The sequence below is a fragment of the Vibrio metschnikovii CIP 69.14 genome (assembly GCF_000176155.1).
GTDB lineage: Bacteria > Pseudomonadota > Gammaproteobacteria > Enterobacterales > Vibrionaceae > Vibrio > Vibrio metschnikovii.
The window spans coordinates 543275-563925 of sequence record NZ_ACZO01000006.1; the positions used below are offsets into that span (position 1 = coordinate 543275).

The 20651-nt window shown below is 43.1% G+C and carries 17 protein-coding genes and 1 riboswitch; of the genes, 9 read left to right on the plus strand and 8 right to left on the minus strand.

The window, feature by feature from the left end; genetic code table 11:
- Positions 1 to 30: 30 nt before the first annotated feature.
- Entirely contained in the window at positions 31 to 714 is a 684-nt protein-coding gene (locus VIB_RS05990) for a pseudouridine synthase (protein WP_004395075.1), read from the minus strand.
- 311 nt (positions 715 to 1025) lie between these two features.
- On the opposite strand from VIB_RS05990, the gene VIB_RS05995 reads away from it, so the two are divergent.
- On the plus strand, positions 1026 to 3254 hold the full coding sequence (locus tag VIB_RS05995) for an NADP-dependent isocitrate dehydrogenase (RefSeq protein WP_004395076.1): 2229 nt from the start codon (positions 1026 to 1028) through the stop codon (positions 3252 to 3254).
- Between the two features lie 53 nt (positions 3255 to 3307).
- On the opposite strand, the gene cspD is transcribed toward VIB_RS05995, so the two are convergent.
- Positions 3308 to 3529, minus strand: coding sequence for a cold shock domain-containing protein CspD (gene cspD / locus VIB_RS06000; RefSeq protein WP_004395077.1), 222 nt, complete (start codon positions 3527 to 3529; stop codon positions 3308 to 3310).
- 694 nt (positions 3530 to 4223) lie between these two features.
- On the opposite strand from cspD, the gene clpS reads away from it, so the two are divergent.
- Positions 4224 to 4544, plus strand: coding sequence for an ATP-dependent Clp protease adapter ClpS (gene clpS / locus VIB_RS06005; protein WP_040904233.1), 321 nt, complete (start codon positions 4224 to 4226; stop codon positions 4542 to 4544).
- A 39-nt stretch (positions 4545 to 4583) separates the two neighbouring features.
- Complete coding sequence (clpA, locus tag VIB_RS06010; protein ID WP_040904235.1) at positions 4584 to 6848, plus strand: ATP-dependent Clp protease ATP-binding subunit ClpA; 2265 nt, start codon at positions 4584 to 4586, stop codon at positions 6846 to 6848.
- A 172-nt stretch (positions 6849 to 7020) separates the two neighbouring features.
- Here clpA and infA read toward each other — a convergent pair whose 3' ends face one another.
- The 3 genes from infA to aat form a co-directional block, all read right to left on the minus strand.
- A complete protein-coding gene (gene infA, locus VIB_RS06015) occupies positions 7021 to 7239 on the minus strand; it encodes a translation initiation factor IF-1 (protein WP_004395079.1) in 219 nt (72 codons plus the stop codon).
- 84 nt (positions 7240 to 7323) lie between these two features.
- Positions 7324 to 8025, minus strand: coding sequence for an arginyltransferase (locus tag VIB_RS06020; RefSeq protein WP_004395080.1), 702 nt, complete (start codon positions 8023 to 8025; stop codon positions 7324 to 7326).
- On the minus strand, positions 8022 to 8756 hold the full coding sequence (gene aat / locus VIB_RS06025) for a leucyl/phenylalanyl-tRNA--protein transferase (RefSeq protein WP_004395081.1): 735 nt from the start codon (positions 8754 to 8756) through the stop codon (positions 8022 to 8024). The genes VIB_RS06020 and aat overlap by 4 nt, the downstream gene beginning before the upstream one ends.
- A gap of 33 nt (positions 8757 to 8789) precedes the next feature.
- Between aat and VIB_RS06030 the strand changes: the two genes are divergently transcribed.
- Both VIB_RS06030 and aroA read left to right on the plus strand, forming a co-directional pair.
- A complete protein-coding gene (locus VIB_RS06030) occupies positions 8790 to 9245 on the plus strand; it encodes an outer membrane lipoprotein (RefSeq protein ID WP_040904237.1) in 456 nt (151 codons plus the stop codon).
- A gap of 133 nt (positions 9246 to 9378) precedes the next feature.
- A complete protein-coding gene (gene aroA / locus VIB_RS06035; protein ID WP_040904239.1) occupies positions 9379 to 10659 on the plus strand; it encodes a 3-phosphoshikimate 1-carboxyvinyltransferase in 1281 nt (426 codons plus the stop codon).
- 59 nt (positions 10660 to 10718) lie between these two features.
- Here the strand turns inward: aroA and VIB_RS06040 are convergent, their stop codons facing one another.
- Complete coding sequence (locus VIB_RS06040) at positions 10719 to 10970, minus strand: YciN family protein (RefSeq protein ID WP_040904241.1); 252 nt, start codon at positions 10968 to 10970, stop codon at positions 10719 to 10721.
- A gap of 416 nt (positions 10971 to 11386) precedes the next feature.
- On the opposite strand from VIB_RS06040, the gene topA reads away from it, so the two are divergent.
- The 4 genes from topA (at position 11387) to VIB_RS06060 (ending at position 18162) form a co-directional block, all read left to right on the plus strand.
- On the plus strand, positions 11387 to 14017 hold the full coding sequence (topA, locus tag VIB_RS06045) for a type I DNA topoisomerase (protein WP_004395085.1): 2631 nt from the start codon (positions 11387 to 11389) through the stop codon (positions 14015 to 14017).
- A 433-nt stretch (positions 14018 to 14450) separates the two neighbouring features.
- Positions 14451 to 15668 carry a glucose-1-phosphate adenylyltransferase gene (gene glgC, locus VIB_RS06050; RefSeq protein ID WP_004395086.1) on the plus strand — a complete coding sequence of 406 codons (1218 nt, stop codon included), beginning with the start codon at positions 14451 to 14453 and terminating at the stop codon, positions 15666 to 15668.
- Complete coding sequence (gene glgA / locus VIB_RS06055) at positions 15622 to 17124, plus strand: glycogen synthase GlgA (RefSeq protein WP_050782733.1); 1503 nt, start codon at positions 15622 to 15624, stop codon at positions 17122 to 17124. The genes glgC and glgA overlap by 47 nt, the downstream gene beginning before the upstream one ends.
- Before the next feature lie 213 nt (positions 17125 to 17337).
- Positions 17338 to 18162: an alpha/beta fold hydrolase gene (locus VIB_RS06060; RefSeq protein ID WP_004395089.1), complete on the plus strand. Its 825-nt coding sequence runs from the start codon at positions 17338 to 17340 to the stop codon at positions 18160 to 18162.
- A 238-nt stretch (positions 18163 to 18400) separates the two neighbouring features.
- On the opposite strand, the gene VIB_RS06065 is transcribed toward VIB_RS06060, so the two are convergent.
- Positions 18401 to 18991, minus strand: coding sequence for a TfoX/Sxy family DNA transformation protein (locus tag VIB_RS06065; protein WP_040904243.1), 591 nt, complete (start codon positions 18989 to 18991; stop codon positions 18401 to 18403).
- A gap of 118 nt (positions 18992 to 19109) precedes the next feature.
- Positions 19110 to 19192, minus strand: a riboswitch (cyclic di-GMP riboswitch).
- A gap of 205 nt (positions 19193 to 19397) precedes the next feature.
- On the minus strand, positions 19398 to 20408 hold the full coding sequence (gene purR / locus VIB_RS06070; RefSeq protein WP_004395091.1) for an HTH-type transcriptional repressor PurR: 1011 nt from the start codon (positions 20406 to 20408) through the stop codon (positions 19398 to 19400).
- Positions 20409 to 20651 lie beyond the last annotated feature (243 nt).

Here is a 20651-nt window from a genome sequence, read left to right on the forward strand (position 1 = left end):
CCTCTCATCAGTGCATGGTCAGACAATCATTTACAGATCGATTTCGCGCCATTCTCCGGGTTGGAGCGTTTCTAGGGTTGTGTTACCAATCGAATAACGAATCAGACGTAGAGTGGGAAAACCAATGCAAGCGGTCATGCGTCGTACTTGTCGATTACGACCCTCAATAATGGTCATTGCTAACCACGTGGTGGGGATTGCCGCGCGAAAGCGCACCGGTGGATTACGCTCCCATACCTGTGGTGGTTTGATAATCTCAACCTTAGCCGGTAAAGTCGGTCCATCTTTAAGAGTGACACCACGGCGCAACTGTTCTAAATCCGCTTCTTGAGGCTCCCCTTCAACTTGTACCCAATACGTTTTTGGCGCTTTAGCTTTAGGTTGAGTCAATCTTGCTTGTAATACGCCATCATTAGTTAAGATCATTAATCCTTCGCTATCACGATCGAGTCGTCCGGCGGCATAAATGTCTTTTATCGTAATAAAATCAGCCAGTGTTTGTCGGCCTTGGCCATCGGTAAATTGGCTTAAGGTATCGTAAGGTTTATTAAAGGCGATGACTTTTCGTTCGTCAGGAGATCGTGGTCCGGAAGCGATTTTCTTTCGTTTGAAGCTGGGTCTTTCAGCGAGTTTAGGGCGTTCGGCGCGTTTGAATTGCGCAGGTGCGCTGGTCGTTGAGGAACCGGAAAGCGTACGACGTGAGCGGGATGACATGTTAAGCACCTTGCAAATATGTAAATGAGTTGTGTTTGAATGTTTTATCTGACGCAGAAATAGGCTATGCTTTGCGCGCCTGAAAACAAGATTGAACGACGGAATGATAGACTATTATCTTGTTTTTGTTTAATTATAGCCAATAGAGAATTTCTCACCGTGAGACTCAACCAGCACATCCATCGTGAGAGTTAACCTTATAATAGTGAGACAAACGTGGCCAAGTTTTGAGGATGTAAAACTAGCTTGTTCACGGACATTCACATCGTACTATTTCATCCCATAGTGCGGTTAGAACAAAGGGAAAGTTCATGCCTACAGAAAAACCAACCATCATCTATACCATCACTGATGAAGCGCCAGCGTTAGCGACTTATTCATTACTGCCAATTATTCAATCATTTACGGCATCATCAGGGATCAGTGTTGAGACCAGAGATATTTCGTTAGCCGGGCGTATTCTTGCCAGCTTCCCTGAACACTTGAAAGAGAATCAACGAGTCAGCGATGCTTTATCTGAGTTGGGCCAGTTAGCACAAACCCCAGCGGCGAATATTATTAAACTACCAAATATCTCAGCTTCGATTCCTCAGTTGAAAGCCGCGATAAAAGAGCTGCAAGACAAAGGTTATGATCTTCCCGATTATCCTGCAGAACCGAGCACTTACGAGCAGGAAGCGATCAAAGCCACTTACGATAAAATTAAAGGCAGTGCGGTAAACCCAGTACTACGAGAAGGTAACTCGGATCGTCGTGCGCCAACATCAGTGAAAAATTACGCCAAGAAAAACCCGCACTCAATGGGCGCTTGGTCGAAAGACTCTCGTTCTCACGTAGCGAGCATGGATGATAAAGATTTCTTTGGCAGTGAAAAATCGTTAACGGTTGCCGGTGACACTCAGGTCTCTATTGAATTTGTCGCTCATGATGGCACTCGTAAAACTTTGAAAAAGCCATTTGCTTTGCTGGATAAAGAAATCATTGACACCAGCGTGATGAATAAGAAGGCTTTAGTGGCGTTTTACGAAAAAGAGATCGCCCAAGCTAAACAGCAAGATATTTTGCTTTCTTTGCATCTCAAAGCCACGATGATGAAAGTCTCTGATCCGGTGATTTTTGGTTATGCGGTTAAAGTTTATTACCAAGATGTATTTGCTAAATACGGTGAGTTATTTGATCAACTAGGTGTTGATGTTAATAATGGTCTTGGCGATGTTTACGCTAAAATTCAGACCTTACCACAAGCGCAGCGTGAAGAAATCGAGTCTGCCATTCAAGCGGTATACACCACTCAACCTCCGTTAGCGATGGTTGATTCGGATCGTGGTATCACCAATTTACATGTGCCAAGCGATATTATTGTTGATGCTTCAATGCCAGCGATGATCCGCTCATCAGGTCAAATGTGGGGCCCGGATGGCAAACAAAAAGATACCAAAGCTTTAATTCCAGATCGTTGCTATTCAGGGGTTTACCAAGCAGTGATCGATTTTTGTCGTGATAATGGTGCTTTTGACCCAACGACCATGGGCAGTGTGCCTAACGTTGGTTTAATGGCACAAAAAGCCGAAGAATATGGTTCACACGACAAAACCTTTATCCTTGATGCTGATGGCGTTGTGCAAGTCATTGATCAATCAGGTAAAGTGTTGCTTGAACAGGTTGTCGAAGCGGGGGATATCTTCCGTATGTGCCAAGTGAAAGATGCGCCCATTCAAGATTGGGTTAAATTAGCCGTTAATCGTGCCCGCGCAACGGGAGTGCCAGCGGTGTTTTGGCTCGATGAATCTCGCGCTCATGATCTTGAGCTGATTAAAAAGGTTAAGCAATACTTGCCGGATCACGATACCAATGGTCTAGACATCAAAATCATGTCGCCAGTACAAGCTACTCTCTACACTTTAGCGCGTATGAAAGAAGGCAAAGACACCATTTCAGTAACCGGTAATGTACTGCGTGATTATCTTACTGACTTATTTCCGATCCTTGAATTAGGAACGTCAGCGAAAATGCTGTCCATCGTTCCGCTGATGAATGGTGGCGGTCTATTTGAAACCGGAGCGGGTGGCTCAGCACCGAAGCACGTACAACAAGTGCAGAAAGAGAATCACTTGCGTTGGGATTCTTTGGGTGAGTTTCTTGCTCTTGCTGCCTCACTGGAGCATCTGAGTGTGGTCACGGGTAATCCGAAAGCCCAAGTATTGGCTGATACCTTGGATGTAGCAACAGGCAAGTTTTTAGATAATAACAAATCACCGTCACGTAAAGTCGGGGAGTTAGATAACCGTGGCAGCCATTATTACCTTGCTACTTACTGGGCAGAAGCGCTCGCTGAGCAAAAGCAAGATAGTGATTTAGCCACGGAGTTCGCTCCCGTTGCTCAGCAATTGAAGGCGCAAGAGCAACAGATTATTCAAGAACTTAATCAGGCGCAGGGCGTGCCGGGTGATTTAGGTGGCTATTACGCCCCTGAGTTTGCCAAGGCGTCTACTTTGATGCGTCCTAGCCAGACGTTAAATAAGATTATTGACCGCGCTTAAACAACAAAACCCGCCGAAAGGCGGGTTAGTTTTAGACACAAGTTGGCAGCGAATTATTTACTTGGTTGGCCTTCAATCGGTACCACATTACTCGCATGATAGCCTTTAGGGCCCTGTTCCACTTCATAAGCAACCTGTTGGCCCGCCTTTAATGTGCGATAGCCATCCATTTTGATCGTTGAATAATGAGCAAAAATGTCTTCATTTCCGCCTTCCGGACAAATAAAACCAAATCCTTTAGCGTTGTTGAACCATTTTACTGTACCTGTAGCCATGCTATACATCCCTCATGCATTGTATTACTGATGTTGTTAACGCTTACCTTGTTTATCGACAATCTCCAATAAACAAGGCATCAATCTTCGCTTTTTATTCCGTTAGCGAAGCGGTTGTTAAGTGAATAACCATTTAGCCGCTGCCAAATTTTTAGTCACTAATTGACCAATGTAGCCAATGATTGAGCGCAGTCAATAGTAAAAAGACATAAAAATCGTCACTTTTATAGGTAAATCACTTAACTAGCCTGCTATTAAACGCATATTTATCAAATACACGCTGGCGTTGTGGTATTGATAGTGTCTCAGCCGCATTGATAATGTGATCCTCAATCGCTAAGAGATAGATGCGTTGTTTAGGATTTCCCTCCAGATCTCAGTTGATCGATTGAAGGGGTTATTAACGTAAGATGATGTAATGAGAAATTTAGCGTGTGGATAAATGCAATTTGATTTGCAAATAGCAATGCATAATGTGATATCTGGTGCATAATGATGGGTGAATTTTACACATTTAAACCTAGCGGATAACCGGAAAAGTGAGGTTTTATTTGCAGCGATACCATTGCTAGATTAGTCTCTAAGTAAGGGTTGTTTTTCACCTGAGCAAGCCACCAGTAAAGTTTATTTACTGCGCTGATGAAAAGGGTAACAATGAGTAATACAACGAGAAACGCTCCTAAATACGACGGTTATGAGTAGAAATTTTGAATGGGTCACTCCAGGCTCTGACTTACTGGAGAAAGAGAAAACCGCGGTTAAACCCCCGGCAATGTATCATGTGGTACTCAATAACGATGATTATACTCCGATGGACTTTGTCATCGAAATACTGGCTCGATTCTTTTCAATGGACATGGAACGAGCGACGCAAGTCATGTTGAGAGTTCATTATGAAGGAAAAGCCATTTGTGGCACGTATACTGCAGAGGTAGCAGAGACGAAGGTGGCACAAGTAGCGACATACTCAAGAGAAAATGAGCATCCCCTCTTGTGTACCATGGAGCAAGCTTAGACTTGCAACAACAATCTGGTTGTTCCTCAAGGAGGCCTTATGCTTAACAAAGAACTAGAATCGAGTCTCAATGGCGCGTTCGCTCGAGCGCGAGATAAAAGACATGAATTTATGACCGTCGAGCACCTCCTACTTGCATTATTAGAAAATGATGCAGCGAAGGATGCACTCGTCGCTTGTCAAGCCGATATCGATAACTTACGTCGCGAGCTTGATCAGTTTATTGATCAAACTACACCCTTAATTCCTAATAACGATGAAACACGCGAAACTCAGCCTACATTAAGTTTTCAACGTGTATTACAGCGCGCTGTTTTCCATGTTCAATCTTCTGGTCGCAGTGAAGTCACTGGTGCTAACGTACTGGTTGCCATTTTTAGTGAGCAAGAATCTCACGCGGCGTACCTATTGAAAAAGAACGATATCAGCCGTCTCGATATTGTTAACTACATTTCTCATGGCATCACGAAAACATCTGGTGCCGAAGATTCGTCAGGGGATGCCTTTGGTAGCAGTAGCCCTGAAGAATCAAATTCTGATGAACGTTTAGAAAGCTTTGCTTGCAACTTAAATCAGCTTGCCAAACAAGGCCAAATTGACCCTCTAATCGGCCGAGATAAAGAGCTTGAGCGCACTATTCAAGTATTATGTCGTCGTCGCAAAAATAACCCTTTATTAGTGGGTGAGGCCGGAGTAGGTAAAACTGCGATTGCTGAAGGTTTAGCGTGGAGGATTGTTGAAGGTCAAGTACCTGAAGTCATCCAAAATAGCGTGATTTACTCTTTAGATATTGGTTCGTTATTAGCCGGGACCAAATACCGTGGTGATTTTGAAAAACGGTTTAAAACCATTCTAAAACAGTTAGAAAAAGAAAAAGACGCGATCTTATTTATCGATGAAATTCATACCATCATCGGTGCTGGGGCGGCTTCTGGCGGACAAGTTGATGCGGCTAATTTAATCAAACCTTTGCTTAGTAGCGGTAAGCTACGTTGTATTGGCTCAACGACTTATCAGGAATACAACACCATATTCGAAAAAGAGCGTGCGTTATCCCGCCGCTTCCAGAAAATTGATGTTGTCGAGCCTTCCATCGATGACACAACAAAAATTTTGATGGGCTTAAAACCAAAATATGAAGCTCACCACGATGTTCGTTATACCAATAAAGCTTTACGCGCGGCGGTGGAGCTGTCGGCTAAATACATTAACGAGCGTCACTTACCAGATAAAGCGATTGACGTCATTGATGAAGCTGGAGCGAGAGTTCGCTTGATGCCTGCAAACCGACGCAGAAAAACGGTCGGTGTGGCAGAAATTGAAGCCATGGTTGCTAAAATGGCTCGAATACCCGAAAAGTCAGTTTCTTCTTCAGATAAAGATATCTTGAAAAATCTGGATAAGAAGATGAAGATGTTGGTATTTGGTCAAGACAAAGCTATTGAAGTGTTGAGCGAGTCGATTAAGCTCACTCGTGCAGGATTGGGTGCGGAAAACCGCCCTGTCGGCTCCTTCTTATTTGCAGGGCCAACAGGGGTCGGTAAAACTGAAGTCACTGTGCAGCTATCTAAGTTGCTTGGTATCGAGTTACTGCGCTTTGATATGTCGGAATATGGTGAGCGTCACTCGGTGAGCCGTTTAATTGGTGCGCCTCCGGGTTATGTTGGTTATGACCAAGGCGGATTATTAACCGATGCGGTGATTAAACATCCTCATGCTGTCGTGTTATTGGATGAGATAGAAAAAGCGCATCCCGATGTATTTAACCTATTACTCCAAGTGATGGATAATGGGACGCTAACCGATAACAATGGCCGTAAAGCCGATTTTCGTAACGTTATCTTAGTCATGACGACCAACGCTGGGGTTGCGGAAACGGTTAAAAAATCGATTGGTATGATTCAGCAGGATCACAGCCATGACGCGATGGCGGAGATCAAGAAGGTCTTTACGCCAGAGTTTCGTAACCGTTTGGATCATGTAATCTGGTTCAATAGTCTTGATGAGCGAGTGATTCACCAAGTCGTTGATAAATTTATTGTTGAACTACAAGTGCAGCTTGACGCTCGTGGTGTTTCTCTTGAAGTGTCAGAAGATGCACGCCACTGGTTAGCCGTGAAAGGGTATGATCGTGACATGGGGGCTCGCCCGATGGGTCGAGTGATTCAAGATCAGTTGAAAAAACCATTGGCTAATGAATTACTGTTTGGTTCGTTAGTCGAAGGTGGAACGGTCAAAGTGGATTTAGCTGATGATCAATTAACGTTTCAGTATATGAGTTCTCGTGAGAAGGTCGCTCATTAAGCGTAATCCTTTGCTCAATGAAACTCATGATTGAATGAAATTAAGTTAATAAAAAAGCGCACAGAGTATCGTGCGCTTTTTGTTATCCGTGTATCACCCGATCCATGATTCACTCTCAGGCAACAAAAACGGAGCATTAAGCTCCGTTTTTGTTGCATTCGAAAATCAGTGATTAACGAGCACGGAAGACGATGCGACCTTTAGAGAGATCGTACGGTGTCATCTCGACAGTAACTTTGTCTCCAGTAAGAATGCGGATATAGTTTTTGCGCATTTTACCAGAAATGTGAGCCGTCACTGTGTGACCATTTTCTAGCTCAACACGGAACATTGTATTTGGAAGAGTATCAAGGACAGTGCCTTGCATCTCAATTACGTCTTCTTTAGCCATTTAATCCTCTTTAGAAATTTGGCGAAAAATAATCAACGGCGTATTTTGCCGTTAAAAAATCAATATGTAAACTTGGGGCGTATTCTACCCTTGCCAACGCTGTTTGACTAGCTTTTGATGTGCTCTGAAGCGTACTTTGTAGTTCATCGCTGGGCATTCATCAATTTGATATCCCAAATAAAGCCACTGTTTGTTCATGGTTTTAGCAAGCTCAAGTTGACTAAGAACGCCCAATGTTCCTAAGGATAGGGAACTGTCGGGATCAAAGAAGGTGTAAAATGCACTCGCACTACTCGGGAGAATATCGGTGATAGCGACAGCGACTAACTGATCATCCAAATAGAGATGTAAGTATTGTGTATCTAACCAGTCCGAATTGGCAAATTTAGCAAATTCATCACGACGAGGAGGGTACATAGTACCGCTGTTATGACGCGCTTCGATGTAACGAGAATAGAGCGAAAACCAATCGTCATCCATTTCTGGTTTTAATTGCCATTGATAACGAGCTTGTACTTGTTTTAGCAGGCGTTTTTGACTTCTCGATGGGGTGAATTCATTCACTGACACTCGTAGAGCTTGGCAAGCTTGGCAATGATCGCAATGAGGTTTATAGATAATGTCACCACTGCGTCGAAAGCCATTGGCTAGTAGTAGCTCATAGTTTTCTGGGCTCTGCATTTCTGGATCCATTGCAACAGCGACTCGCTCCATACGATCGGCTAAATAACTGCAAGGGTGATTACTGGTTAAACCAATGCGAATTTGCTGTAAATCAGAACTCATAGCGACTCCTTCGATGAGTCGTTAACGGTAAGAGATAACCATTGAGGTTGGAAGCAGTGATCTATTACCTGACCTTGCTTTAAGGATAGCAATGAATCTAAAAATTGGTCACGTGGTAATTCAACCGCACCTAATGAGCGAAGATGTGGGTTCATAACTTGGCAATCGATCAATTGCCCACCACAGCGTGCAAAATGGACACAGAAATACCAAAAACCGATTTTTGATGCGTTATCGGCTAAACTGAACATCGATTCACCACAAAAGAGCTGCCCGACTTGAATGCCGTATAGCCCACCCACTAAGGTATCATCACGCCATACTTCAACGGAGTGGCAAACTCCTTGTTTGGCTAGCTGTTGATAAGATGAACGCATATCCGCATTTAACCAAGTCTGCTCTGTAGGACGTACTGCTGCACATAATTCAATCACTCGTGCCGTATCATGATTTAAACTGACTCGATAAATGTGTTTACGTTGAAATTTTTGCACACTTTTTGCTGGTTTAAAGGTCTTAGGAAAAAACACGGCACGTGGGGAGGGACTCCACCAAAGAATGGGTTCGCCAGGGCCATACCATGGGAAGATACCATTGTGGTAAGCTGAGATAAGCCGATCGGGATGCAAATCCCCACCAAAAGCCAGTAGGCCATTAGGCTCATCTGAGGCAAGCAAAGGCGAGGGGAAATCGAAATTATCACTCGCTAATTCAGTGAGATAGAGTGCCATTACTTAACCAACTTATCCTAATAGGAGTAAAAAATGACAAAGTGGATATGGATCTTATTGATTTTTCCTCTGTTTGCCAATGCCGCATATCAACGAAATCAGGCGAGGCCAGTTAATGATGTCGTCTTTGGGCAAGTAGAAACTGTCCGTTATATTACCCAACAAGAGATTATACATTCAAAATCAAAGGGCTGGGAGACATTGCTTGGCGCGGTGGTTGGAGGCCTTGTCGGTCATCAGTTTGGTGATGGGCGAGGTAAACAAGTCGCCACCGCGGTTGGCGCAGCAGCCGGTGCGGGTGTTGCTCATCATCATGGAAATAAAACTCATCTTATTGAGTATAAATTGGTTGAGCTATTGATTAGAACGAATGATGGTCAATTGATTGATGTGATTCAAGATCTCGATAACCAAATGATCTTTAACCGAGGCGATTTAGTAAGAATCTTATATTTCTCAGATGGTGTAAGAGTGGATAAAGAAAGATAAGCAAGATTTTTTGTATTGAGCGAGGGATAAAGACTAGCGAGGATAAAAGATTTTGGTTAGTCTGCCAGTATCAAGAATTTTACTGCCTTCAATATTAATGGTTATGATGACAGTGCAAGGAAATACACGTTTAATGGAAAGTCTTACCTTACAGCCTATTGCAAATATTAATGGTGAAGTTAATTTGCCAGGTTCAAAAAGCGTTTCAAATCGAGTGCTTCTGTTAGCCGCATTAGCCACCGGAACGACACGCTTAACCAATTTACTCGACAGTGATGATATCCGCCATATGCTCAATGCATTGAGCCAATTGGGTGTTAAGTATCAGCTTTCAGCGGATAAAACACAGTGTGAAGTAGAGGGGTTAGGTCAACCCTTTGTAATCGATGGTTTACAAGAACTCTTTCTCGGTAATGCCGGGACGGCAATGCGCCCATTGGCTGCAGCATTGTGCTTGGGGCGTGGTGAGTTTGTTCTCACGGGTGAGCCACGAATGAAAGAGCGACCAATAGGCCATTTGGTGGAGGCTTTGCGTCAAGCGGGGGCAAATATCGAGTATTTGGAAAATGAGCATTATCCTCCATTGCGTATTCAAGGAACCGGATTAAAGGCGAGTCATGTTTCGATTGACGGTTCTATTTCCAGCCAATTTTTAACGGCCTTCTTAATGTCGGCACCATTAGCAGAAGGCACCGTGACTATTGATATTGAAGGCGAGTTAGTTTCAAAACCGTATATCGATATTACGTTACATCTGATGCAACAATTTGGTGTTCAGGTGATCAATCACAACTATCAGCAATTTGTGATTCCTGCTGGTCAATCGTATGTTTCTCCTGGTGATTTTCTGGTTGAAGGCGACGCTTCTTCTGCTTCCTATTTTCTTGCTGCTGCCGCGATAAAAGGCGGTCAAGTTAAAGTGACAGGCATTGGTAAAAATAGTATTCAAGGCGATGTCCAGTTTGCTTATGCGTTAGAGAAAATGGGCGCACAAATTGAATGGGGAGACGATTATGTGATTGCTCGTCGTGGAGAGTTAACTGCGGTCGATTTAGACTTTAATGCTATTCCTGATGCTGCGATGACAATTGCTACGACGGCTCTATTTGCTAAAGGGTCAACGGCGATTCGTAATGTTTACAATTGGCGAGTTAAAGAGACCGATCGGTTAACCGCGATGGCAACAGAACTGCGTAAAGTCGGTGCTCAGGTCGAAGAAGGTGAGGACTACATTATCATCACTCCGCCAAGCCATTTACAACATGCGACAATCGATACCTACGACGATCATCGCATGGCGATGTGTTTTTCTTTAGTCGCGCTTGGTGAGACACCAGTGACGATTAATGATCCAAAGTGTACATCAAAAACTTTTCCTGATTATTTTGAGAAATTTGCCCAGTTATCTCACTGAGTTAATTAGGAAAATAAATGTTCAGCGTCACTACGGAAAAAGCCTCAATATAGAGGCTTTTATTGTTTTTTAAGGGTAAATTGTTTTGAAAGATGATGAGCTAAATATTTAAACATATTAAAAACAGCAGTTGTTTTCTCACTAGGTAGACCTTGAGGGTCAAGAAAATACTCACCTTTAAATACCAATACGCCGTCTTTTTCCTCTACGCTGGTCGTACGCATTCCCTCTATATAGTTGTCGTGTTCTTGAATTAATTGATTGGCTATGAGTAATAAATCGAATTCATTGATGAGTTGTTTGGTCTGCATATTGTTCTCTTTATTTTAGGTTGTTCTTTGATTTACTTGCTCTCGGTATTACGTTTCTCTATGCTGCTGCCCAGTAGATAGCTACTTTTTAGCAATTGATAACGTGATTGTAGAATTGTGTCATGTAAAAACCATGATCATAAACAGGAAATTGATAAAAGACAATTTTGCCTGATTTTGTGATTAACCACATACTTTCTAGATTAATGGTCGCGCCTAAAACAGACTCTCTTTACTATGAGGCTAATTTTGTCTTGCGAATGCGGTTTCGTCGATTTGTCGAGCAAACAAGCGTTTTTTTTCAAAAACAGGTTGATCTTCTGCTTAACTGGCTCGATAGTAAAAAAGAAGCAATATTTTTAGAACATCATGCGATTTATTACTCGCAGTGTGATTAAGGGCATTTGAATCAAATTATGGGTAAATCACTCGTTATAGTGGAATCGCCAGCCAAGGCTAAAACAATCAATAAATACCTTGGTAAAGACTTTATTGTTAAGTCTAGTGTCGGTCATGTCCGCGATCTGCCCACGGCAGGTCAAACTACTACCACGGCTAAAAAAGCGACACCAGCAGCGAATAAAGCACTTTCTTTGGAAGAAAAAGAGCGTTTAAAAAAAGAAAAAGAACGGACCGCTCTGATTAAGAAAATGGGAGTGAATCCTTTTCAAGGTTGGGAAGCGAACTATCAAATTCTCCCAGGCAAAGAAAAAGTGGTCGCTGAGCTACAGAAATTAGCCAAAGACGCCGATTGCGTTTATCTCGCAACCGATTTGGATCGCGAAGGAGAAGCTATTGCTTGGCACCTACGTGAGATCATCGGTGGTGATGAAGAGCGCTATAAGCGGGTAGTGTTTAACGAAATTACTAAAAATGCCATTCAGCAAGCCTTTGAGCAACCGGGAGAGCTGAACATGGATGGCGTTAATGCTCAACAAGCGCGTCGTTTTATGGATCGCGTTGTGGGCTTTATGGTCTCGCCATTATTATGGAAAAAAGTGGCTCGTGGCCTTTCTGCTGGTCGTGTACAGTCGGTAGCCGTAAAACTCTTGGTTGAACGTGAGCGTGAGATCAAAGCGTTTATTCCTGAAGAGTTTTGGGATATTCATGCGGACACAAAAACCAGTACGCAAGATGATTTTCGTTTGATGGTGGCTCAACAAGCTGGCTCTGCTTTTAAGCCAACCAATGAGGCTGAAACACAAGCTGCGCTTTCAGTGTTGCAAAAAGCGCGCTTTGAAGTTTGTAAACGCGAAGATAAACCCACCAGCAGTAAGCCTAGTGCACCTTTTATCACCTCAACGCTTCAGCAAGCCGCCAGTACACGTTTAGGCTATGGCGTGAAGAAAACCATGATGTTGGCACAACGCTTGTATGAGGCGGGTTACATTACTTATATGCGTACTGACTCGACTAATTTAAGTGGCGAGGCGGTAGAATCAGCGCGTCAGTTTATCGAGCAGCAATTTGGTCCACAGTATCTGCCACAACAAGCGATTGTCTATGGCAGCAAGAAAGGGGCTCAAGAAGCGCACGAAGCGATCCGTCCTTCCGACGTTAATGTTAAAGCCGATGATTTACAAGGGATGGAAGCGGATGCACATAAGATTTATGCTCTGATTTGGAATCAATTTGTCGCTTGTCAAATGACACCCGCCCAGTACGATTCAACCACCATCAGTGTTAAAGCAGATGAGTATACGTTGAAAGCGAAAGGACGGATTTTGAAGTTCGATGGCTGGACTCGCGTACAGCGTCCACTTGGTAAAAATGAAGATCAAATTTTACCCGCAGTTCAAGTCGGTGAAGTACTTACTCTTGAGAAACTTGATCCTAAGCAGCATTTTACCAAACCGCCAGCACGTTTTACGGAAGCCGCATTAGTCAAAGAATTAGAAAAGCGTGGTATTGGGCGTCCATCGACCTACGCGTCGATCATTTCTACCATTCAAGATCGTGGCTACGTGAAAGTTGATCAGCGCCGTTTTTATGCAGAGAAAATGGGCGAAATCGTGACCGATCGTCTCGATGGTAGTTTTACCGATCTAATGAACTATGATTTTACCGCTCGGATGGAAGAAAAACTTGACCAAATTGCAGAGGGTGAAGCGAATTGGAAACAAGTATTGGATGCCTTTTTCGTTGATTTTAGTGGTGATTTAGAGCAAGCCGAGCAGGACGAAGATCACGGTGGTATGAAGCCTAATCATATTGTCATGACCAATATTATGTGCCCAACCTGTTCTCGTCCTATGGGGATCAGAACGGCTTCAACGGGGGTCTTCCTCGGTTGTTCAGGTTATGCATTGCCTCCGAAAGAACGTTGTAAAACAACGATTAATTTGGGCGATGAAGATGGCATTATCAATGTTCTTGAGGAAGATGTCGAAACGGCAGCGTTACGAGCGAAAAAACGTTGTCCGATTTGTGAAACGGCGATGGACGCTTATCTGATTGACGGTCAACGCAAACTACATGTTTGCGGTAATAACCCAAACTGTGAAGGTTATGTCGTTGAAACCGGTGAGTTCAAAGTTAAAGGTTACGACGGTCCCGTTGTTGAGTGTGATAAATGTTCATCAGATATGGTGTTAAAAACTGGACGTTTTGGTAAGTACATGGACTGCACCAATGACAACTGTAAGAACACTCGAAAGATATTGAGAAACGGCGAAGTTGCTCCTCCTAAAGAAGATCCGGTTCATTTCCCTGAACTGCCGTGTGAAAACTCAGATGCCTATTTTGTGCTACGTGACGGTGCTTCTGGACTATTCTTAGCCGCCAGTAATTTTCCGAAATCTCGTGAAACACGAGCGCCTCTTGTTGAAGAGTTACAGCGTTTTAAACAACGTTTACCTGAAAAATACCAATATCTAGCGACGGCTCCCACTCATGATCCCGATGGGCTTGCTGCGGTGGTACGGTTTAGTCGTAAGAGTAAAGAGCATTACGTACGCACGGAAGTAAATGGTAAACCTTCCGGTTGGACGGCAATCTATGACGATGGTCACTGGCAAGTGACGGACAAACGAAAGTCAGCCAAATAAGAGAAATTTTTCTTATCGATAACAACATTGAGGCAGCCATTGGCTGCCTCAATGTTTTCCTAGTAAGTCATTCTTAATGGAGAATCGGTGTGCTTTTTCAAGCAAAATTATTCCCCAATTTTCATCCTATTTTTCTCATCATCAATAAATAGTCGTTATTTTTCGTTACCAAAAATGAAACATAAAAATGCAATTTCATAACGTTATGATGCCTTAATTGTGAACAAGATTAGGAGTTCAACAGATTGGCTGTTTTACTGGCTCAAAATAGACAATTGCCACTTGTATTTTTATGCAAACGCTATAAAGTAATACACAACCAATTGCACTTTTCGTGGTTGGCCGAAAGGCCGTAATAAACTAAGGATAGTATCGTCATCCCCCCAATAGTATTGACATGACGATAATCAATAAAACTTAATGGAGAATAACAATGACCGGTGTACTAGGAATGATTCTGGCTGGTGGTGAAGGCTCAAGATTGAAGCCTTTAACTGAATCGCGTACTAAACCTGCCGTGCCATTTGGTGGTAGTTATCGCTTGATAGATTTCGCCCTAAACAATTTTATTAATGCAGATTTAATGCGAGTGTATGTATTAACACAGTTCAAATCGCAATCCCTTTATCTGCATATGAAAAGAGGCTGGAACGTCTCTAGCCTGCGTGGCAGCTTTATTGATTCCATACCTGCTCAGATGCGTGATGGTAAACGTTGGTACGAAGGAACGGCCGATGCTATTTATCAGAACTTACGTTTCATCGAAATTTCTGAAGCCGATGATGTCTGTATCTTTGGCTCTGACCACATCTATAAAATGGATATACGTCAGATGCTCGACTTTCATCGCCGTATGGAAGCTAAGCTGACCGTCTCTGCCATTCGTATGCCTCTGGCCCAAGCGTCACAATTTGGGGTGATAGAGGTAGATGTCACGGGTAAGATGATTGGTTTTGAAGAAAAACCTCAGCACCCTAAATCGATACCAGGTGAGCCTGAGTGGGCATTAGTATCAATGGGTAACTACATTTTTGATACCAATACGTTATGTCGTGAATTACGTGAAGATGCGGTAAATCCAGCGTCTAGCCATGATTTTGGTAAAGATATTATCCCTAAAATGTTTCCGCAGGGTGAAGTCTTCGTTTATGATTTCTCAACCAATAAAATCAAAGGTGAGAAGGGCGAAGCCTACTGGCGTGATGTCGGCACGATTGAATCTTATTGGTCTGTCCATATGGATTTATTGCAAAAAGATGCGCCATTTTCTCTTTATAATCGCAGTTGGCCTTTACATACTCATTATCCACCGTTACCACCAGCGACCTTTGTCAATGAAGGAGAGAAAAAGGTTTGTATTACCGATAGTTTAATTTCAGCGGGAAGTTATATCCAAGGTGCAAAAATTTATAAATCCGTGCTAGGTTTTCGAACCAATATCGGTGCAGGTTCATGGATCAGTGAATCGATTATTCTCGGTGATGTCAAAATTGGCGCAGGTTGTACGATTAAACGCACTATTATCGATAAGGACGTCGAAATTGCTCCAGGAACGGTGATTGGGGAAGATTTACAATTAGATAGGCAGCGCTTCCATGTCTCTGATGAAGGCATTGTGGTCATCGAAAAAGGAACGAAAGTTGGATTCTAATCTTGAAAAAATGAATATTTGGTTTGTTGTATCAGAAGCAGAAGGCTTAGTGAAGAGCGGAGGCTTAGCCGACGTTGCCAAAGCTTTACCGAAAGCATTACAGGAATTAGGTCATCAGGTAGCCATTGTGCTACCTGCTTATCGTTCAATTCCAAATAAAATGGATTTACCCATCATACTCGAAACCGAGTTAACCCATTGGCCTCATACTCGCTATCAAGTTAGGCAAGGTGAACTGGACGGTGTTGTGGTTTATCTGATTGATTGTGATGTTTACTTTGATCGACCAGAAATGTATGCGGAGCACAATCAAGCTTACACGGACAACGGTGAGCGTTTTGGTTTTTTCTCGGCGGCGTGTCTGGATATTTTGCCCAAGCTGAATATTAAGCCAACCATCATCCATGCCAATGATTGGCATACAGGTTTAGTGCCTTTTTTATTAAAAACTCGCTACCGTGAAGACCCACACTTTTTCGGCGTTAAGTCGGTGCTGACTATTCATAATGCCATTTTCAAAGGTATTTTTTCCTATTACCAATTGGAAGTTATCCCTGAGTTAAATCTCTCTGGGATGGAGTTTCTACAGTACGGACATGATCACGTTAGCATGCTACGAGCTGGTATTGCTTTTGCCGATAAAATCAATGCGGTGAGTCCTAATTATGCTTCTGAACTGTTGACGCCGTTAGGTTCTCACGGATTGGTGGATGATTTTGTGCGCCGTGCGCGAGATCTGCATGGGATTGTCAATGGATGCGATTATTCTGAATGGAGCCCTTTGACGGATCGTTATATTCCTCAGACTTACCATGCGGAACGACAATCGCTCACTCTAGGAAAATCAGCCAGCAAGCTTGCCTTGCAGCAAGAGTTAAATTTACCACAAGTGACGACACCGATGTTTGGCATGGTATGCCGTTTGACTCATCAAAAAGGATTTCATTATTTATTGCCTATTCTTGAGTCGTTTTTGCGTAATCAGGTACAAGTGGTGATCGTCGGCACCGGTGAACCGGAGATTGCGGCGGCATTACATAAAATTGCTGCGCATTATCCTGATAAGTTAGGGTTTGTTGAGACTTACAGCAATCGTTTGGCTCATTTAGTTGAAGCGGGCTCGGATTTTTTTCTCATGCCCTCAGAATTTGAAGCTTGTGGACTAAACCAAATCTACAGTATGGCTTATGGTACTTTACCTATCGTACGCGAGGTTGGAGGTTTAAAAGATACCGTACAAGATTATGATAAATACCCTCAGCAAGCGACGGGGTTTGGTTTTCAAGAGCCGTCACCAGCGGCATTATTGATCACGATGCAGAGGGCGTTGCTGTTTTATCTACAGCAACCTGAAGAGATGCTTAACGTTCAAATACGAGCGATGAGCAGAGATTTTGGCTGGCGTGAGTCTGCTCTTGAATACCTTAAAATGTACCGCTTAGCCATTTTTGACTAAATGTCTATGAAGACGGGAAGCGTCAATGCTTGTTGATCGGCTACCATCGTCTTTTCTTTTCTAATCACTTTCCTTTATACCGATGGGGAGCTTCCCCGTCGGTTTACCAATCGCCCGTTTAACAACAATAGATTTTTACAACTCAAAAACGATTTTTGACACTAAAATATGCTAATCTCTCAGTATCAATGATTTTGATTTTCTGTGGTATCCATGTCTCAATCTTTACTGTTTCATAAAGTTTATCCACATCCAACCAGCCGAGAATGGGTGGTGTTTGTGCATGGTGCGGGTGGAAGCTCGTCTATTTGGTTTAAGCAGATCAAAGCGTATAAGCAGCATTTTAACCTGCTATTGATTGATTTACGCGGCCATGGAAAATCTCATCGTCTTATCAAAGATCTGATTGCTAATCGATACACCTTTAAGACAGTAACCATTGATGTACTTAAGGTGCTGGATCACTTAAAAATAGCTTCAGCCCATTTTGTCGGGATGTCACTGGGGACCATTATCGTACGTAATATTGCCGAATTGTCCGCCCAGCGAGTTCGCTCTATGGTATTAGGTGGCGCTGTCACTCGTTTGAATATCCGTTCTCAGCTTTTGGTGAAGTTAGGCCATCTCAGTAAACATCTCATTCCCTACATGTGGTTATATCGACTGTTTGCTTATATTGTCATGCCGCAACGCAGTCAGAAAGAGTCTCGTCATCTGTTCGTTCGAGAAGCTAAAAAATTGTGTCAGCAAGAGTTTAAACGTTGGTTTACATTGACTGCCGAAGTCAATCCATTGATGCGTTATTTCAAAGATCGAGAGTTGCCTATTCCCACCTTGTATTTAATGGGGGAGCGCGACTATATGTTTATTCGCCCAGTACGCGAAATGGTCGCCGCGCATCGACAGAGTGAACTGTTGGAACTCCCAAATTGTGGTCATGTTTGTAATGTCGAACAACCGGAGTTGTTTAACCAGCTGTCGATTCAATTTATCCAGCGGCAAAGTACAGCAACGACTTTATCTCATTCAGTGACTTAATCTCAGTATCAACCGATTGAATGGTACGATTGTTGGGCAGCTATGCTTGTCTTAAGCAAATCATGTTGTTGATTTATATTGATAGAGATTAGAGGAAAGGGTTGGCGAGCTGTCAGCTTCAATTGTGCAAACGATATCGAAATGATTAAGGTCAAGGAATCATGATGCTGATCAGGAGGCGTTATGATTGGTAGATATACCCGCTACTGACTCTCAGTGAGCGGGCTAGATATCAAAATTAAAACAGGTTTTTTTTCAATTCTTCACGACGACTTGGAGGGATAACCGACCAATGTTTTCCTTCGATTGCCCCTTCTAACGCCCACAATAACTCTAAACTGACATCAGATGAGTGACTTTGTCTGATCGCCTGATAAGCGGCGACAGCACCCGTTTGTTGCAACTGATCAACGGAATGAATGCCTGCTTTTTTGAGCATTCTTTCGGTTGCTAAACGTAGGTTAGGCAGATCTTTAAGACGAGTGGGTTTAGTCTGCTCTTGCTGCTCTCGCTCCGATTTGGCTTGGCGTAAGGCGACGGTTGCTTCCTGCAAAATGGTCGTTGGATCAAGCCAACAGGTATCAGGTAAAGCAAAGTACTTAGTTACCACAGGAAAGCCCCGTTTTTTATAAACGTAGGGCAGATAGCCTCTTTCGGTAAAAACTTTAGCGGATTCATCGTCAGCTCGAAGATGGAGTTGATTGTTGACGACTAAAGCGAACATAGTGTCATCGACAAAAATGCCGAAGCCACCAAACATTGAGCGCGACTTGACCTGGCCAAGCAGTTCGAATAGCCGCATTGAATCTTTTAATACCGGTTTATCCATGCTGTCATTCTCGGTGTATTAAGCAATTCGCCAGCAAAATCAGGTCCGAGAAAATAGCAAAACGTCAAAAAGCATAATAATTAGGGGAGAGTTGACTGCTTGTTTGGGCTATTTTGTCATCGGCAACCCCGCTACCTACCACTATGGTTTAGGCCGGAGGCTTTGCGTCCCATCTTTTCAAATGGTTTGCCCTGTGCGTGACACGTTTCATTATTGAAAAAATAGTATAACTTGGATGTATAAAATAAACAAATCATTGAATAAATATCACACTCAGTGATTGTTTATATGATGTTTGTTTCATTTTGATTTGAATTAGGCAAAGATTACCCCCCAATCGTGGCGCTAAGGCTACGATTGGGTTTGAAGTCTTTTTTGCTCAACAATGGGTCAATGAAGTGGTTATCTATTTAGCGGTGAGTTTTTTGACTGAGTCACGTTCCACGATTTCAGGGTGCATTTCAAAAATACGTCTTTCGTGTTCTTTATCTTTGATGCGCTCCAACAATATTTCAAACGCATTTTTCCCAACACGGCGTTTAGGTTGATGGACCGTGGTCAGTGGCGGAGAAAAATATTCGGCTAACTCAATATTATCATAACCAATGACTGACATATCGTTTGGTACGCGTATGCCACGTTGCTGTAAACGGCTGATCAGACCTAATGCCATGGTATCATTAAAGCAGAATACCGCGCTCGGGCGTGTATCCATAGCAATGATTTTATCCGCCGCTAGAACGGCAGTATCGCATTCGAAATTGCCTTCTAAAATCCAATCTTCTTTTACCGTTAGGTTTGCTTCTGCCATGGCACGCCGAAAGCCTGCGATACGTTCTTGACAGGCGGCTTTAACAAAGTGACCACTTAGACAAGCAATTTCAGTGTGCCCATTTTCGATCAAATATTTCGTTGCCAGATAACCCCCTTCTTCAGAGTTATCAATGATCTTATCGGCTTGTGATGTTTGCGGGCCCCAATCCATAATAACTTTAGGGATCGAGGGATGACTCTCTAACATCTCAAGTAACTCTTCCGTTAAATCGGAGCACATGACCAACATACCGTCGACCCGCTTTTCAGCAAGCATACGAATATAGTCACGTTGTTTCTCGTAGATACCACCAGTATTGCAGAGGATCAGTGTATAGCCTTGGCGATAGCAATAGCTTTCAACACCATCGATCACTTCAGAAAAGAATAGATTGGTAGATTGAGTCACCAGCATACCGATCGTACGCGTGGTGTTACATTTTAAGCTGCGCGCGACGGCGCTTGGTGCATAATTCAGCTGTTTAACCGCGTCCAAGACTTTTTCTTGAGTGGTTTCTGCCACAAAACGTGTTTTATTGATGACATGAGATACGGTTGTTGTCGATACGCCTGCTAGGCGTGCAACGTCTTTAATCGTAGCCATAAAATTATCCTGTCGGTGACTGCTCGGCGTTAGGTAACTAGAGCAGTAGTTATGTCCCGAAAGTGCAATCGCCCTGTTAGGAGATCGTGATAGGAGAGAGGTTTGTTTTAGGCACTGTCAATGCTGCCTTTTTACAACGTCTCATTCTTCGGGTATAGGCTAACGTCAGCCTAAAAGTAATAAAAACACAAAAACCGCTGTTAAATAGCGGCCTATTGGTTACATTTAATCTTGTTAATAACC